Here is a 16,048-nt window from a genome sequence, read left to right as displayed (position 1 = left end):
TTAATTCTTCATAAAAACCTCATTGTATAATGAGCATGGCGCTTAAAAATTACTTATTGCAATGTAAACACTTGGCATGTACAAGAAGATCTCTTAAACTACAACATGCTCTTTAATACTTAAGCGCATGAAATCATACCACTAGACTATGCAAATTTATCCTGTTCATCCCAGTTTACAGCTTTACGTTAATTCCATTGAAGCGCACACCACCCTTTCTATAGAACCTTATCGCGTTTTTCCAAGCCTTTATCCCGCACTTGGATACCAATATGAAGGAGAATTAGCGGTGATGGATTCTCTAAAAGGCATTCATAAGCTTAAAAAAATTGGCATGACAGGATTATTACTCAACTCAAGGGATTTTCAGGCTCTATCACCAAACACTAAAACCATCCTGGTAAAACTTTATCCTTGGGGTATTCCAAAATTATTTCGGGAATCCGCGCACACCTTGTGCAATGCGTCGATTGGATTATCAGAAATCTTGGATGAAACATTCCTTCATTCGCTTGAAGAAAAAATTGCTTACTCTCGTTCTCCAAATGAAATAGTCCATAAGATCCAAGATTTTCTTTTAAAACAGTATTCCCTCAACGAAGATTTTGAACCTAAGCGAATTATAAGTATTGCCAATACACTCAGCAGACAACCGCATTTGATAAAAATTTCCGAAATAGGAGCACATTATGGATATAGTCAGCGCACCCTGGAAAGGCATTTTCTAAATTGTGTGGGGATAACACCCAAGAAATTTATTATTTCAGCTCGGTTTCAGCAAGCACTCGAATCATTAAAAACAGCGGCCTCCTGGACAGAACTTGCTCAAAATCTCAGTTATTATGATCAGTCCCATTTTATTAAAGAATTTAAACAACTCACGGGAATGACACCCAATCAATTCCTTGACAAAGAGACAACTCAATAAGTTTGGATTATTAATAAGTCACAAGGGACACTTAATTTGTCGTTTTTTTACAATTTTTCCCCCTCTCATTCTTTCATACTTTCCGAATTGAAAAGGAGATTACAAAGCAAAAGGAATTCAGTTACCTACTAATGTGGAGAGAAATAATGAGAGTCGATTTATATAAGTTTGTGCACAAAGCCCAACGCTACCATCTATTTAATTTATCTATAAAAATTGGAAAAATAGATGTTAATGATTCCCTTCAATACACACAATTAAAGTCTGAGCTTCAAGGAATGATCAATCACTTAAAAGAGCATATGGAACATGAAGAAACTTTTATTCACTCGTATTACCAACCTTTTAAAGAAAAATTGGCGTTACTAGACTCCCAACACGAGACACTTGAACCATTACTCAATAAGCTGGAAAAAAGCTTAGCCGATGAACCTGAAGTGTTATATTCCTTATTTAATCAATTTGTAGCTGCTTATCTGCAACATATCGATGAAGAAGAACAGCTGCAAAAAGAAATCTTGTGGACGAATTACAGTGATGAAGCACTTGCTGAAATAATGATAAAATTTACTCAAAGTTTGTCAAAAGAACAATTTGCTGAAGGAATGGAATTCACTCTTCCCAGTTTAAGCGTAAATGAGGTCATTAATATGATAACTACCGCTAAAGATCTTATTTCAGAAAACCATTGGCTTAAAATAATGTCCGTGCTCGCGCAATGTTTTTCAAAACAAGAGATGGATACTATCTATAAGCATTGTTTCATCTGATTCATCCTATGATAAAAGGGCTAAGTGCAGAATTTAGCTCTTTTTTAACCCGACAATAGCTTAATCTCAGTAATAACTTCACTGTGCATACTGGGCATCACTATCAAGTTGGCGGGGTTTAACGTTCCCTAGTAGGGTAGCTACATTAAAATAGCACTATATAAAACCTAAAAAGTCTACATTACGCGCATAAAGCGCTGAAAGCAGGCAAAAAAAGGTATTTTGTTCAAAAATTAAAGGCGTTTTCTGTTCCATAGGTTATCTTTAATTTGAGTCACTTATCCATCGCTTCTTTTCTTACGCCGACTTCTGCGACTTAAGGCAGCATCAAACACTTCGCTAACGTCTTTCACCAAAATGAAGTTCATTTTCTTACTCACTTCTGCGGGCAGATCCTCTAAATCTTTTTCGTTTCGTTTAGGTAAAATTACTGTTTTTAAGCCTGCCCGATGTGCTGCAAGAACTTTTTCTTTAATCCCTCCCACAGGAAGCACTCGTCCCCGCAAAGTAATTTCCCCTGTCATCGCCACTTCACTCTTGACTAAACGATTGGTCATGAGGGAGGCCAATGCTGTGGCCATAGCCACCCCAGCACTAGGCCCGTCTTTAGGGGTTGCTCCTTCTGGAACATGCAGGTGAATATCGCTTTCTTCAAAAGCTTGACTCTCAATTCCAAGGGTAGGAGCCTTAGAGCGAACATAAGAGAGCGCTGCTTGAGCTGACTCTTTCATGATATCGCCAAGTTGCCCTGTCACAATAAATCTTTTTGAACCAGGCATTTTTGTTGCTTCAATGAATAAAATGTCACCGCCACTAGACGTCACTGCAAGCCCGGTGGCAACCCCAGGAATTGTCGTGCGCTCAGCCACTTCTGAATAAAATTTAGGTAATCCTAATAATTCCGCGATCTTCTCTTTCGTAATCACAGCAGATGAGGGTGTTCCTTGCGCAATCATGGTTGCAATTTTCCTACAGATTGCTCCTATTTCACGCTCCAGTTGCCGGACACCCGCTTCACGAGTGTATTCTCTTATAATGAGTCTAATGACTTCATCCTTAAATTTAATTTCTTTAGGCTTTAACCCATTCTCAATCACTTGGCGTGGAATGAGGTAATCTTTTGCAATATGCAATTTTTCATCTTCGGTATAGCCAGCAAGCGTAATCACTTCCATCCGATCTCTTAAAGCCGGTTGAATCAAATCAAGTTGGTTTGCCGTACAAATAAAAATGACTTTTGAGAGATCAAAATCAACATCAAGATAGTGATCATGAAATGATTTATTTTGTGCAGGATCAAGCACTTCAAGCAAGGCCGATGAAGGATCACCACGAAAGTCCTTGCCTAGTTTATCTACCTCGTCCAGCATCATTACTGGATTTCGCGATTGCACCCGCTTAATCGATTGAATAATTCTACCAGGTAATGCACCGATATAAGTACGACGATGTCCACGAATCTCACTTTCGTCGTGCATACCGCCCAATGACATTCGGACAAACTTGCGACCAAGCGCCCGAGCAATAGACTGACCAAGGGATGTTTTACCTACGCCTGGAGGCCCAACAAAGCATAGAATAGAACCCTGATGCGCTTGCGATTCATCGGATTTACTACGCTCAAGCCGAAGTTTATGCACTGACAGATACTCTAATATTCTTTCTTTGATTTTTTTCAAGTCGTAATGATCCTCGTCCAGAATTTGCCTTGCACGTGCAATCTCAAGATCATCTTTAGTCATGGTTTCCCAAGGTAATTCAACTAGCCAATCCAGATAAGTCTTTATAATGGGGTATTCAGCTGAAGCAGGTGGAATTGTTTTCATGCGATTAAGTTCACGCGTAGCCTCTTTCTCTGCTTCTTGAGACATAGGTGTGGAATTAATTTTTTTCTCATATTCCTTAATCTCGAGCGCTCCTTCACTTTCTTCGCCCAACTCTTTTTTTATTTGTTTCAACTGTTCGCGCAAAATATATTCGCGCTGAGTTTTGTCGAGCTGAAGTTGTGCTTGGAGCTGAATTCTCTTTCCCAACTCAAGAATTTCCACCTCTTTCGTTAACAGCGCATTGAGCTTGGTTAGTTTTTGCTCAATTGAATTAAGCTCTAAGATTTCTTGCGCGTCTTGCAACCCTACCCGAAAACCACTCGCAACGACATAAACAAGCTGGCGAGGATCTTCAATATTTAAAGCCAATGGAAGTAATTCTTCCGGCAAATGAGGGGCAAGCGCCGTTAATTTTCGAAGCAATTCAATGGTGTTTCTCATTAACGCTTCAATTTCTTTATCTTTATAAGCAAGTTCCTTATACACTTCTATTGCTGCTTTAAGATAAGGATCAGAGGTTATAAATTTTTTAATGCGAATGCGGTCAATCCCTTGAACTATCAAGCGCATCGTATTGTCTGGTGCATGAAAGAGCCGCTGAATCACTGCGACAGTCCCTATAGAGTACAAATTATTTGAATTACCCGCTTCTTTGGCGCCCTCCTTCATCGCCACCAATCCAATAACCCGAGGTTGTTTAACCACCACTTCATTGATTAAGTTAATGACATGTGGTTGACCAATATTGAGCGGCATCATCGTCAATGGATAAACAACTGTATCTTGCAAGGGCAAAATAGGAAGCTCAGATGGAATCTCCAGTCCCATTAGGGATTTTTGGTCTTCAGATTCTTTTTTTTCTGGTAATATTTCCATAAAAATCCCGTCAATTCCTTATTGTTCGCGACGCTTACGACCTGGTTTCGTTATTTTAGGTAGCTCGATGTACAAGTATCCGTTTTCGTAGGTGAGATCAGCGTGCTCTCCAACGAAAGAACCAGGAATTAACACGCGTAATTGAAATTCACCATAGGGAATTTCTAAGCAGTGGTAACTCAATTTAGCTTCTGTGTCTCTGCGTATTCCTTGAATCGTTAGTACAGAGTTTGCAAACGCAATTTGAAAATCGTTGAGGTGCATTCCTGCAGCTTCAACTTTCACAATAACTGCTTTGTCTGTTTCATAAATATCCGTACACGGTCGCCAGGCTCGTAACTGCAACACATTCCCACAAGGAATTAATAATGAATCATGTAGCTTGCATATTTGCCGCTCAATAAAATCGAGCTCTTGATTAAGCTTTTCATTAAATTCATCCATTCTATTTTCATCCTCTCAGCTACAAGTCCTGCAATCATCAAATCCACACCAATCGGCACTTGTTGAGTATTTTGCTATGCGACTATCACTAAATTACCGACAGGAGGAGTGCGCATTAGCTCTGCGGCTGCTTTGACAGACTCCTTACTTCTATAACAATAATAACTTCCGATTGCAGCATCCTCCGATTCTCCTAGCACACCTCCGAAATTGAATTAAAATTCCCTTTTATCTCATGCTAAAACGCATACAATTGCTTGTCATTTATCCTTATTCGCTGATGGTGTTTTTGAGTAAAGTGGTGATATAACATCAGTATAGATGATAGAAATTAAAAGAGTGCTCTCTTCGGACTTAAGGCTAAGACTATTCATAAGAGTTGGGTTTTTTTCTTAACTCTTTTATCTCACTTTGTTTAAATTTTTCAGCCAAAATCTTTTGCTTTGCGCGCCGCGAGCGTCTTCTTTTTTGACGCTTTATTTTCTCAACTTGTTGTTGCTCTTTTGTTTTTTCATCACTGACAATTGAATGTAATTTTTCACAAAGCCGCACCCTCGCGAAATATCGGTTATCTTCACGGCTCCTTGATTCCTGGCATTTAATTTCAAGACCAGAAAGCACATGCTTCAAATAAACCGTCGAAGCTGTTTTATGAAGCTTCTGCCCGCCTTTTCCACTACCTAAGATAAATTTTTCGATGAGATCAGCATCGGTGATTTGAAGTTTATGCATCCATACTGCTAATTTTTCCCATTTTTCCTTTGTAATCATGATGATTAAAAATTAAGGAGTTATAGGTGTGGCATAGAGTTGGCCTCTTCTTGAGAATCTTTAGAATCGGTAGGAGCGGATAAATCCTGTTTTTTATAATGCTCAACCGTTTCTTTAAATGATTTATCTGCCTTCTCCAAAAATTCTTGTTTATCCATTTTAGGACCGCCGATTTTTGCGTTATCCACGTGATTTTTCCAATTTTTATTAAACTCTTCTTTCTGCTTCTGATCACAGTTATCCGCATAATTTTGTGCAAGCTTGTTTATGTTTGAATTTTCGTCGGCCAGATTTTTAGAAGGACGATTTATCCAAGTGATTTGAAAAACTTGGGGAGGGCCCGGGTCGTAGTGAGTTTGTAGATTGTCTTTATCGACATTGAGCCCGAGACCTTTCATCAAGTTGAAAGCCAGCTCTTTGCCTGCCTCTTCGCCAGAAAGGGGTTCTTTTTTATCTTTTAATGTATTAAAGATATCCAAAAGTCCGTTTTGAAATTTTGTATCGACAGTTTCAGCTCTCTTCCTGACTTCATCCTCTATAAATTTTTTTCTCTCAACCATTTGGATAGGGTTTGGATAGCGTTCTTGAGCTTCTTTGGCTATTCGTGCTGCCTCTTTTTCACCTTCCTCATCAGCAAAAAGGAAAGCCATTTGATTAGCTATATTATCTTCTTGAAACTTATACCCCTCAAACTTACCTTTAGAGAAGCCTTTTTTCTCAAGTTTATCTTTTGCCATACTCTCCAACCTTTTTGAGCTATTTTAATTCATTATAGCATTGATTATTTAGACAATAAGGCTTATAGCTCATAAGGCTAATTGTCTAAAACAATACGGTAACGTGCTTTGCCAGCTCGTAAATGTTCAATTGCCTGATTAAGGTCCTTCATAGCAAAGTGTTCTGTTAATGGGTTGATGTTGTGACGGACACAAAACTCGAGCATATCCTCAATGGTTGAGGGGCTTCCGAGTGGTGAACCTGATACACTTCGTTGCTTAAAAATAAGGGAAAAAGCTGGAGCAGGTAGGGGATTAGGAACCACACCTACTGTGTGCAATCGCCCGCGGGTGCCCAATAGATTAAGGTAAGCGGGCCAATCAAGATCAGCATTTGTCGTATTAAGAATAAAATCAAATCTTCCGGCTAATTTTTTAAGCGCGTTACTATCACTTGTATTAACCACATCGTGAGCTCCCATCCGCTTCGCTTCAGCTTCTTTAGCCGGTGTAGAGGAAAATGCAGTCACCTCACACCCCCACTTATTAAGAAACTGCAACGCCATATGGCCAAGACCACCAATACCTATTACAGCAACACGGTGAGTTGGACGCACATCAAATTGCACAATGGGATTAAACACTGTGATACCCCCGCATAGCAAAGGGCCTGCATCATTAACATTCAGCTTATCAGGCAGCGCAATAGCCCATAGAGAGTTGCAACGTACTAAGTTTGCAAATCCGCCATGTCGCCCGACAATAGTCTGTTCTGCTGTTGGACAAAGATTATGATCGCCATGAAGACAGCTATGACAATACATACAGCTTCCGCTAAACCATCCAAGGCCAACTCGCTGGCCAACCTTGACATTTTTAACATGCTCTCCGATGGCAGTAATCGTCCCCACTATCTCATGACCAGGTACAACAGGATAACGACTAAACCCCCATTCATTATCGATCATGGAAAGATCGGAGTGGCAGATACCACACGACTCGACTTGAATATCGACCTCCTGTGGGCCAATTTCACCTAGAGTATACTCAAAAGGGGTAAGGCGACCGGACTTTTCATGGGTTGCATAAGCATGAACTTTTGTCATAAAGATCTTCCTTGAGCTGGCTATCATACGTTTTTAATCAGTTTTTATCCACTGACTAAAATAAGACTGGCATAGCACACTGAACCTGTCAACCACAGTAACTCTGCCCTCACGGACCTCAGGAGAAGCAGAAACATAGTATACTAAAGGAATCAGGCCGTAAGCCGCTATGGAAGGGAACTGATATCATGAGCAGTAAACATAAAACGATTAATCTTGCGCTACAAGGTGGAGGAACCCATGGTGCTCTGGCATGGGGAGTACTGGATAAACTATTAGAAGATGGTAGGGTGCAATTTGAGGGGATCTCAGCAACCAGTGCTGGTGCAACAAACGCAGCTATTCTTGCTCATGGACTAGTCACTGGCGGCAATGATGGCGCCCGGGCATCTTTGTATAAGTTTTGGAAAGCCATCAGTGATGTGGGACAAATTTACAGCCCAATTCAAATTACTCCTTTAGAAGAGTTATTAGGAATAAAACCTGAAAATTCTTTCACCTATTTATTCTTCAATATACTTACGAAGATCTTCTCTCCCGCGCAATTAAACCCTTTTAATATTAATCCTTTGATGACTATATTAAATGAGCAAGTGGATTTCGATAAAATTAAATCATCCAATAAAGTAAAGATTTTTATCTCGGCAACCAATATTAGAACAGGGAAAATCAAGATTTTCGATAACAAAGAATTCTCCGTTGAGGCCATCATGGCTTCAGCATGCCTTCCTTTCTTGTTCCAATCGGTCAAAATAGAGGATGACTATTATTGGGACGGCGGATTTATGGGGAATCCAGCTCTTTTTCCGCTGATTTATAATGCTCAATGCACAGATATTCTCATTCTCCACATCAACCCCATTTACCGTGAGAAAGTGCCTGAAACTGCTACGGAAATTTTAAATCGCATGAATGAAATTAGTTTTAATTCTTCACTAATGCGAGAAATGCGGGCGGTGGCATTTGTAAGTAAATTGCTTGACGAAGGATGGTTTAAAGATGCCTATAAAAAAAGAATGAAGCGCATGCTTATCCACGCCATTCGAACCGATGTCAGCATGGAGGATTATTCTGTTGCAAGCAAATTAAGCCCCTCTTGGTCTTTTATCAGACGATTATTTGAAGCGGGACGGAACGAGGCCGAGAAATGGTTGCAACAAAATTTTCGCCATATCGGAAAAAAAACAAGTATTGATATTACAGAATACCTTTAAGGGATTAAGCCAAAATCAGAATTTACTTTTCCTACGATTCTTCAATCTGATGCAGCTAACTAAAATTTTTATTAAACAATGGTTTCATGATTACCAGCGATTTACCTCAGGCACTCCCTCTTGGATTTTTAATGGTACAACCTCATATGAATTATACCCACTGATTTGATAAATTACTTTTTCTTCAAGAAGTTGAAGTAAGATTCGCGCTACTTAATTATCCAAAAACTCGATTTTTTATAAGGTATTATCCCCATTCACTAGCTGCCTTAGGATTTATCTGGGACCACATCAGCAGCTCCTTTAGTACTCGACAAGGATAGGCCTGTCTGCACTTATTCGCTTGCTTTTTCTATGATTCACAACCCAAAATAGGCCAATCTCAGTTTATTGCTCCGTACTCACCGTGGGTTGCTTATTAATCAGGCGGTTAAATGTCTCTTCACAGACTGGTGCCGTTCCTCTTGTTTCAAAATAGCTTAAGGGGGTAAGCAGTGCAATATCTATATTCAATGCAGGACACAAAGTGACCCATTCTGCAAAACACTGCTCATCAAACTCATTAACACCATAGCCCTCTTGTGAATTCCCCAACTTGCAATAGGCGATAGAAGCCATTGCATTGATAAGTTTTGGTCCCGCTTCCGTAGTAATAGGAACTTGGTCCTTTTGGTAAAACATCAAATGTGTACCACAAAAGAGAAGGGCTGTCTTTAAACCAGCTTGATATCGATTAAACAATTCAGGATTGTTAATCTCTTCTTGATGAATACGCTCATCCGATTGGGATATGCGACCTTGAGCAAAATCTTGGTAAAACCAAATTAATCGTCTTATTGCAATGGCGGTATTTAAGTTTACTTTTCCTGGCGTTAATTCGCCCTCTTGCCCCTCTAAAAACTCCGTATCATAACTCTGATTTTGAGCTAAATGAAATGCATTAAATAACCGATCGGCAGAGGTTTGAGTTAGTCCAAAATTCGTTTGATAATTCAGTTTAATTCGACTTTGGATCGTAAGATCTAATATATTTTTCCAGTGATCTAAATCGGTTTTAGGTTCATAAGTGGACACTGTATTGCCACTCATATCAGTGATATTACTCGAATCACCGCTGCTTTCTTTAAGAATCATGGCAAGCATATGCGCCCATTGATGCGCGGTTTGCTCATTAAAATAAATATTTTGCGCATTTGCCATCTGTTGGTAAATAGCAAAATGTTGGAAAATCAACATTCTTAAGCGCGGGTCTATTGCTTTACACTGACTATCGTTTTCTGCTGTTATGATGTCAACGATATGCTGAGTGAGACGAGCAATCTGAGCTTCATCAGGCAAACCAGTGAGATCAGGAAGCCAGCCGCCATCTATAGGATCTTGTGATTTTGATAAGTGGAGATGGTCTGCAATCGAAGGCGGGGCGTTTTCTTCAAAATTTGGAGAAGTAAATCCCAGCAATGGAACAAAAAAAAGAATCATCAATACGATAATATATTGCTTTTTCATACACACAACTAAAGTTAATTCGTTCTATTCTCTTCTCCTTGAAATGGGTTTCGTCCTGAATTAAAACCAGCGTAAACGGATTAATTTTCAGATCCTCTTAGATAAATATGCGCAGTATTTGTTCATTATAGACCCTGTGAGGGTAAATATCGTTTTGAGAAATTCGCAAGAATTTTGCCGAGCAGCGACTTGTAAACTAAAAAAAGCGAAAACCTCCACGCGATGATTCGCTTAAAAATGCACTGTTACTTCAATAGCGTTTACCAGGATGAATCACCTTTTATGTCTTAATGACCCTGGCCAATTAAAACATAGCTTTTTAATCGAAGAGAAAATTGATGCAATACATCAAGTCCTGATTCTTCTGCGTTTTTGCACCATTGACTTAAAGAGTCAATTAACTCATTTTGAGAAGACACTTTCTTTAGCCAAATTTGTTGTAATGATTGGCGATAACTATAAACAAGTTGTAATTGTTCAAAACGGTTGAGTAAGGCTGGCAAATGGATGCTAGCATTTGAGCTTTCTTGACGTAATACCCGTTTAGCATACTTGAATAAATGCCATTCTTTTTTATTTTTTGGGTTGCGCTTTTCATTTTTCAAAACAGGGACAGTTACTCTTTTATAGTAATCGGACATAATTTGAAAGCGGTTATTAATAACGGCTTTTATGGTGTTTAAGTCAACATTCAGTTTGGTATTGTCTCTGACCAATTTGGGTGGTAATTTTTTTACTTTTGCAAGTCTTAAAAAGGTTAGGCAACGGATATAAAACCAGCCCAAATCAAATTCCCACCATTTGACAGAAAACTTAGCAGAAGAAGCATAGGTGTGATGATTATTATGAAGCTCTTCGCCACCTATTAAAAAACCCAAAGGAAATACATTAGTTGACCTATCCGCACATTCAAAATTACGATATCCCCAATAATGACCTACACCATTTACCACACCTGCTGACAACGGAATCCAAATCATTTGTATTGCCCAAATAGTAATTCCAGGACATCCAAACAGCAGTAAATTAATTAGAAACATTAGCAGTATACCTTTGTCAGAACAGCGAGAGTACAGATTGCGTTCAATCCAATCATTTGGAGTGCCATGAGAGTATTTTTCTATCATCTCTTTGTCTTTTGCTGCTTCGCGATATAATTCAGGAACCTGCCAAAAAACCTTTTTTATACTAAAGACTTGAGGACTATGCGGATCCCCTTCAACATCTGTCATTGCATGATGTTTCCGATGAATAGCAACCCATACTTTTGTCATCATCCCAGTTGTTAACCAAATCCAGAATCGAAAAAAATGACTTACCACCGGATGCAAGTGTAAAGCTCTATGGGTTTGGTAACGGTGTAGATAAAGCGTGACTGACGCAATGGTGATTTGAGTTAGAAAAAGGGTTGCTAAAATATATCCCCAAAGTGATAGATTTAAAATACCAAAAAACATAAGAGCCTCGCTTACAATTCTTAACTCATTTCATTGCATCATTTTTAATTAAAGTTTAGTTAATAAATGCATCTTTGATGTTGAATCAACATCAGTAACTAGTATCACATTGATTTCACAGATAATCGAGAAAGATTTTTCTTTCTTTCCTAAAATATCCATGCCTCCTTTTTCTTTAATGACTCCAGTAATCTGTTAATAAGGCTGAAAACTGTCATTCTACTCTACTGTAAAACATAAACTTGCTGACATACAACATTCTATGGTTAGATTTAACAAACTTTGTCATTCTGTAAAAACCAAAAATAAGCGGGAAGCTAACTATTCTCTAGGGAAAATAATGCAATTATTGAATTTACTGCCTCGATTAAGTCTTAGTTTAATTATTTTTGGCTTCCTCACCTTAGTGCAAGCGGCAGGTAGCGGATTTGTAGATAAACTACCCAACACTGCGGTTTGCAATCAAGATAACCTCTCACAGTGTTCTCAACCGAGTTTGCCCATTATTAATGACTATGCAACAACACTTTATGTGAATGGTAATAGACCAGAGAATGGTAATGGCAGCAGTTGGTTAAATGCGTTTAATAATTTAGATTCTGCACTGGAAGCGGCTGCAATCTATCCACATCCTGTGGAAATCTGGGTCGCAACCGGCGTGTATAAGCCTTCTCAAGTCTATGCGCCGCAGGGGGTTATTGGTGGTGCTTATGGGGTGAATACCCCTAAGCTAAGAACATTTAATTTACCGAGTGACACGGCCATCTTCGGGGGTTTTTCCGGCAATGAAATTAGCCGTGAAGAAAGAAACGGTGTACTTTACCCAACCATTTTATGTGGGGATATGACCTCCAGCTGTCTGACTCCCTATATACCTAACAGTAACAATGATCGGGTTTGGCATGTGCTTACGGCCGGAAGTGATCTCTTTCCCGGCACAGGAGTTAAGAATGTTAGACTTGATAATCTGATTGTTAGAGGAGGTTATGCAAACGGTCCAGATAATGGCATTTTAGGCGCTCACAATGTGCTCCAGAGTTTGTCCTATGAGCATGCTGCTGGAGGAGGTCTTTTGGCGCGTTATGGCTCAACCATCGAACTCAATGGAATGCTTTTTGATCAGAATAGCAGTGATGGTTCGACTGCAACAGTGTCAGAGATCTTGGAGGGAGGGTTGCTTGTATTAGCATCGGGAGGGGGCGCTGTCGCAGCAATCGATCCTAACTCCTTCATTTCTATTACCAAATCCAGATTTACAAATAATACAGCACTATTCCCTGGCGGGAGTGGCGGTGCTTTGGAAAATCTGATGGGCGCTTCATACTCTATTAGTTTAAGCCAATTTGATCAAAACTCTTCCTCTCGTAATGGAGGCGCTATTCGAAGTAAGGATGCTGGTGATATTAATGTATTGTCCTGTTACTTCAACAATAACGTGGTAGGCCCTGTTCCCGATGCTAGCGGTGGTGCTATTGGTATTATCAATTCCAATTTATCCGTATACAATTCCACTTTTGCAGAAAACTCAACTGCTTCTACCGGTTTTGGTGGAGGCGCTATTTTTTTCCATATCCCTTTTAACGATGGCAACCCTCATTTTTTAAATGTTACTCTATCCACGTTCATAACTAATTTTGCTGCGGCATTTGGAGGGGGAGGCATTAATGTGTTTGGAATCCTCCCCAATTCAGGCTCGCAAGCCATGATCAGCAATTGTGAATTTACTAACAATATTGGCGGTGTTGGGGGAGCCATTTACCTGGACTCAATAGCCACAAAAATAACAAACTCTACTTTTGTGGCCAATAAAGCGCAAGTGCAAGGTGGGGCAATTTTTTCTTCTAATTTTGGAAATGCCATATTTAATTCTGCCATACCCACACTAGCGCAAATTTCAAATAACCGATTTTTAAATAATACCATTGTGGGTGTTCCAGGGGGAATCTTTCCTCCTCTCGCTTTCTTTAACTTTATAGCCAATACCTTTAGTCATAACGCATCTTCAGTTATCTCTATGGCGCCTGGAGGGGGCGCAATTGCTGTTGAGTTTTTAGGAAACGCTCAGATTTTTGGCAATACTTTCACACAGAATATTGCCTTGAGTAGTCCGCTGGAAGAATACAGTCGAGGGGGAGCACTATTAGTTGGTGGCGGCATCGGAACCCCCCTGATTATGAATCTAGCTCATGCTTGTATCGCCTCCAATTTATTTTCCGACAATCAAGCGAACAGTGATTATAATATTTCAGTCTATAACCCAGCAAATATACCAGACGGCGTAACACTCAGTACCTGCCCATTTTTCGCTAAAAAGTAGCAACTAGACGCTCTACTTTCTGAAGATTCTAAAAAGTGCTTTACTCTATCCATACGGTAGGCAACCAACGAGTTACTTTCGGTAAAGCGCTTTTCCAGCAGCCTCTTTGAAATGCCCTCAACTCTTTCGATGTCAAGCAGCTCTCCAGTAGTCTTGACATTGAATTTATTTCGTTCACGTATAAGGTTATGTGTTGTTTCGGCTTTACACACCATGCGCGGCCTTGTTCTTAATGGTCTTTGAAGCAAATTAAGCCTTAGATAAAAGAAACAATTGCTATATTTGGAGCTTCGTGCTGTATGCTTGGCAATCCTCTTCCTATTGAAAATTTTTCTCAATGTATTTCTATTTTATAGAATACCTGCCAAGATAGTGTGTTAGATCCATTCCTAAAAAAAGCAAACAATGAGAAACGGCCTTTTCTAAAACATTCTATACATTACGAGATGCGAATGTAATGAGTTAAGTGACGTGGGCAGATGGTTATTATGCGCAAATTAACTACGCCTACAAAACCCGTTTTATTGAATCTGAACCACCAGTTCTTGGCCCTATGATGTCTTCCATTACTGCGAAAAAAAGTGACTTCATCGGCAAGGTGAAACTAGGTTTAAGGAATGGGTTCATGGGATGACATCTGCTGGTGCTTCATCTTATTTGATAAACATAAAAGATAGAAAAGTCACTTATATTTTAATCAAAATAAAACTGAATCAATTGTCGGTGCCTGAGCAATAAAATGGATAAAAATTTACTTAATTTAAAACAAACTTTTTTGGAATTAGCGAATAAAGAATTAGCCTTCAAAATGTCTGCTTACATGCTCAATCAGTTCGATTTTTTAGGTATCCAAACTCCTATGAGACGCAAACTATCAAATGAATTCATTAAAATCACTAGTGATTACAACGCATCTCAACTCTTAAATTTAGTTAATTCATTGTGGGAGATCCCTTATCGAGAATTTCAATATATTGCAATCGATTTGATGATGAAGAATAATACAAAATTTACATTGAATGATATTCCTCAACTTTTTGATATTGCCATACAAAAAGCTTGGTGGGATTCGATAGATGGGCTGGCAGCGGTTGTTAGTAAAATATTGAAATGCCATCGCTCATCTACAGATGAATTTCAGCAAATATTGGAGCATGCAATAACATCAGAGAATTTATGGATTAGAAGAATTGCTCTATTGCATCAGCTAGGTTGGAAGGAACTGACTGATGTTAAACGTCTTTTTGCTTTTGCATTACAAAATGCAAATAATAAAAATTTTTTTATTCGTAAAGCCATAGGATGGTCATTACGCGATTATGCAAAATATGATCCTATAAGGGTATATGAGTTTGTTAAAATACATAAAAATCAGTTTTCATCATTAACCCTCAGAGAAGCAACCAAACATCAAAAAAAACATGATTTATTACAGGGGCCTACTACAAGTTAATAAAGTATTTTTATGAGCGATTACGTATAATCAATTAAAATTACCCCTATCACTTCTCTCATATTTAACATCAAAAAATTCCCTATTTTGCTTATACTTTAATTATCTCTAATTGTGAGAGTTTTTATGAAAAAGAAACAATTAATTTTAGTTTTTTTAATTCTAGTTTTTGTGCTTATTCGCATTATTCCTTTATTCATCATTACTCCATCACAAGATGTTATTGGCCAGATTGATCCTAATCAGATTGGTTACATTGGTTTGTTAAGAAATTCGATCATTCAGTTACTCTTCTGTCTTTCTTTAATCATTATGCTAGGAGGTTTTATGTATGTTTTCTCTAGTCTCAAGACATTAGATCCTGGGTTATTAAAACATACAAATACTATTTTGTTTTTAATTGGGATCTTAGTCTGCATTTCGTTAATTATTTTATGGAAAAATTGGGATTATATTTATTCAGAATTCACCGCCCTCGTAACAATGCTTTACTATGAAGCTTTTAATCCTCAAGGAGAGCCTAACCTAAATTACTATCAATGGAGATATTCTCCAAATCCAGCTAAAGTTATCATGGGATTGCTTCTTATACCCCTTTTTATCCCTTTTTTTTATAAACTTAAAAAAACCTATAAAAATAAAAAGATTTCTCGTCGTTAATAAT

At 38.6% G+C, this 16,048-nt stretch carries 13 protein-coding genes; 6 read left to right on the top strand and 7 right to left on the bottom strand.

From position 1 onward, the window contains the following. Positions 1-148: 148 nt before the first annotated feature. Together B5D33_RS02400 and B5D33_RS02395 are read left to right on the top strand one after the other, a co-directional pair. On the top strand, positions 149-928 hold the full coding sequence (locus tag B5D33_RS02400) for a helix-turn-helix domain-containing protein (RefSeq protein WP_058452737.1): 780 nt from the start codon (positions 149-151) through the stop codon (positions 926-928). A gap of 146 nt (positions 929-1,074) precedes the next feature. Then, complete coding sequence (locus B5D33_RS02395; RefSeq protein WP_058452736.1) at positions 1,075-1,698, top strand: hemerythrin domain-containing protein; 624 nt, start codon at positions 1,075-1,077, stop codon at positions 1,696-1,698. A gap of 278 nt (positions 1,699-1,976) precedes the next feature. Here the strand turns inward: B5D33_RS02395 and lon are convergent, their stop codons facing one another. From lon to ahr, 5 genes are all read right to left on the bottom strand, one after another. Beyond that, the gene (gene lon / locus B5D33_RS02390) at positions 1,977-4,400 is read right to left on the bottom strand and encodes an endopeptidase La (RefSeq protein ID WP_058452735.1); all 2,424 of its coding nucleotides are present in this window, start codon (positions 4,398-4,400) and stop codon (positions 1,977-1,979) included. Positions 4,401-4,418: 18 nt separating this feature from the next. Continuing rightward, positions 4,419-4,844: an Hsp20/alpha crystallin family protein gene (locus tag B5D33_RS02385; RefSeq protein WP_058452734.1), complete on the bottom strand. Its 426-nt coding sequence runs from the start codon at positions 4,842-4,844 to the stop codon at positions 4,419-4,421. A 366-nt stretch (positions 4,845-5,210) separates the two neighbouring features. Then, positions 5,211-5,615 (bottom strand): peptide chain release factor family protein, encoded by a 405-nt coding sequence (locus B5D33_RS02380; RefSeq protein ID WP_058452733.1) that lies wholly within the window; start codon positions 5,613-5,615, stop codon positions 5,211-5,213. Between the two features lie 20 nt (positions 5,616-5,635). Then, complete coding sequence (locus B5D33_RS02375) at positions 5,636-6,352, bottom strand: hypothetical protein (RefSeq protein ID WP_058452732.1); 717 nt, start codon at positions 6,350-6,352, stop codon at positions 5,636-5,638. Positions 6,353-6,429: 77 nt separating this feature from the next. Further along, a complete protein-coding gene (gene ahr / locus B5D33_RS02370) occupies positions 6,430-7,437 on the bottom strand; it encodes an NADPH-dependent aldehyde reductase Ahr (protein WP_058452731.1) in 1,008 nt (335 codons plus the stop codon). 188 nt (positions 7,438-7,625) lie between these two features. On the opposite strand from ahr, the gene B5D33_RS02365 reads away from it, so the two are divergent. After that, complete coding sequence (locus B5D33_RS02365) at positions 7,626-8,651, top strand: patatin-like phospholipase family protein (protein WP_058452730.1); 1,026 nt, start codon at positions 7,626-7,628, stop codon at positions 8,649-8,651. A gap of 387 nt (positions 8,652-9,038) precedes the next feature. Here B5D33_RS02365 and B5D33_RS02360 read toward each other — a convergent pair whose 3' ends face one another. Next, the gene (locus tag B5D33_RS02360) at positions 9,039-10,157 is read right to left on the bottom strand and encodes a hypothetical protein (RefSeq protein WP_115304872.1); all 1,119 of its coding nucleotides are present in this window, start codon (positions 10,155-10,157) and stop codon (positions 9,039-9,041) included. Between the two features lie 287 nt (positions 10,158-10,444). Then, on the bottom strand, positions 10,445-11,614 hold the full coding sequence (locus B5D33_RS02355) for a DesA family fatty acid desaturase (RefSeq protein WP_058452728.1): 1,170 nt from the start codon (positions 11,612-11,614) through the stop codon (positions 10,445-10,447). A 340-nt stretch (positions 11,615-11,954) separates the two neighbouring features. Here B5D33_RS02355 and B5D33_RS02350 point away from each other — a divergent pair, with 340 nt between their 5' ends. From B5D33_RS02350 to B5D33_RS02340, 3 genes are all read left to right on the top strand, one after another. Further along, positions 11,955-13,931, top strand: a complete 1,977-nt coding sequence (locus tag B5D33_RS02350) for a hypothetical protein (RefSeq protein ID WP_058452727.1) — start codon at positions 11,955-11,957, stop codon at positions 13,929-13,931. A gap of 739 nt (positions 13,932-14,670) precedes the next feature. Further along, complete coding sequence (locus B5D33_RS02345) at positions 14,671-15,384, top strand: DNA alkylation repair protein (RefSeq protein WP_058452726.1); 714 nt, start codon at positions 14,671-14,673, stop codon at positions 15,382-15,384. Between the two features lie 126 nt (positions 15,385-15,510). Further along, positions 15,511-16,044, top strand: coding sequence for a hypothetical protein (locus tag B5D33_RS02340; protein ID WP_058452725.1), 534 nt, complete (start codon positions 15,511-15,513; stop codon positions 16,042-16,044). Positions 16,045-16,048: the final 4 nt, after the last annotated feature.

It is taken from the genome of Legionella maceachernii, assembly GCF_900167045.1.
Lineage (GTDB): Bacteria > Pseudomonadota > Gammaproteobacteria > Legionellales > Legionellaceae > Tatlockia > Tatlockia maceachernii.
This window is presented reverse-complemented; position numbering and strand designations above follow the sequence as displayed.

Excerpts from the sequence above, each read along its gene's own strand:
- B5D33_RS02400 (WP_058452737.1), top strand. The coding sequence starts at position 149 with ATGCAAATTTATCCTGTTCATCCCAGTTTACAGCTTTACGTTAATTCC.
- B5D33_RS02395 (WP_058452736.1), top strand. The coding sequence starts at position 1,075 with ATGAGAGTCGATTTATATAAGTTTGTGCACAAAGCCCAACGCTACCAT.
- lon (WP_058452735.1), bottom strand. The coding sequence starts at position 4,400 with ATGGAAATATTACCAGAAAAAAAAGAATCTGAAGACCAAAAATCCCTA.
- B5D33_RS02385 (WP_058452734.1), bottom strand. The coding sequence starts at position 4,844 with ATGGATGAATTTAATGAAAAGCTTAATCAAGAGCTCGATTTTATTGAG.
- B5D33_RS02380 (WP_058452733.1), bottom strand. The coding sequence starts at position 5,615 with ATGATTACAAAGGAAAAATGGGAAAAATTAGCAGTATGGATGCATAAA.
- B5D33_RS02375 (WP_058452732.1), bottom strand. The coding sequence starts at position 6,352 with ATGGCAAAAGATAAACTTGAGAAAAAAGGCTTCTCTAAAGGTAAGTTT.
- ahr (WP_058452731.1), bottom strand. The coding sequence starts at position 7,437 with ATGACAAAAGTTCATGCTTATGCAACCCATGAAAAGTCCGGTCGCCTT.
- B5D33_RS02365 (WP_058452730.1), top strand. The coding sequence starts at position 7,626 with ATGAGCAGTAAACATAAAACGATTAATCTTGCGCTACAAGGTGGAGGA.
- B5D33_RS02360 (WP_115304872.1), bottom strand. The coding sequence starts at position 10,157 with ATGAAAAAGCAATATATTATCGTATTGATGATTCTTTTTTTTGTTCCA.
- B5D33_RS02355 (WP_058452728.1), bottom strand. The coding sequence starts at position 11,614 with ATGTTTTTTGGTATTTTAAATCTATCACTTTGGGGATATATTTTAGCA.
- B5D33_RS02350 (WP_058452727.1), top strand. The coding sequence starts at position 11,955 with ATGCAATTATTGAATTTACTGCCTCGATTAAGTCTTAGTTTAATTATT.
- B5D33_RS02345 (WP_058452726.1), top strand. The coding sequence starts at position 14,671 with ATGGATAAAAATTTACTTAATTTAAAACAAACTTTTTTGGAATTAGCG.
- B5D33_RS02340 (WP_058452725.1), top strand. The coding sequence starts at position 15,511 with ATGAAAAAGAAACAATTAATTTTAGTTTTTTTAATTCTAGTTTTTGTG.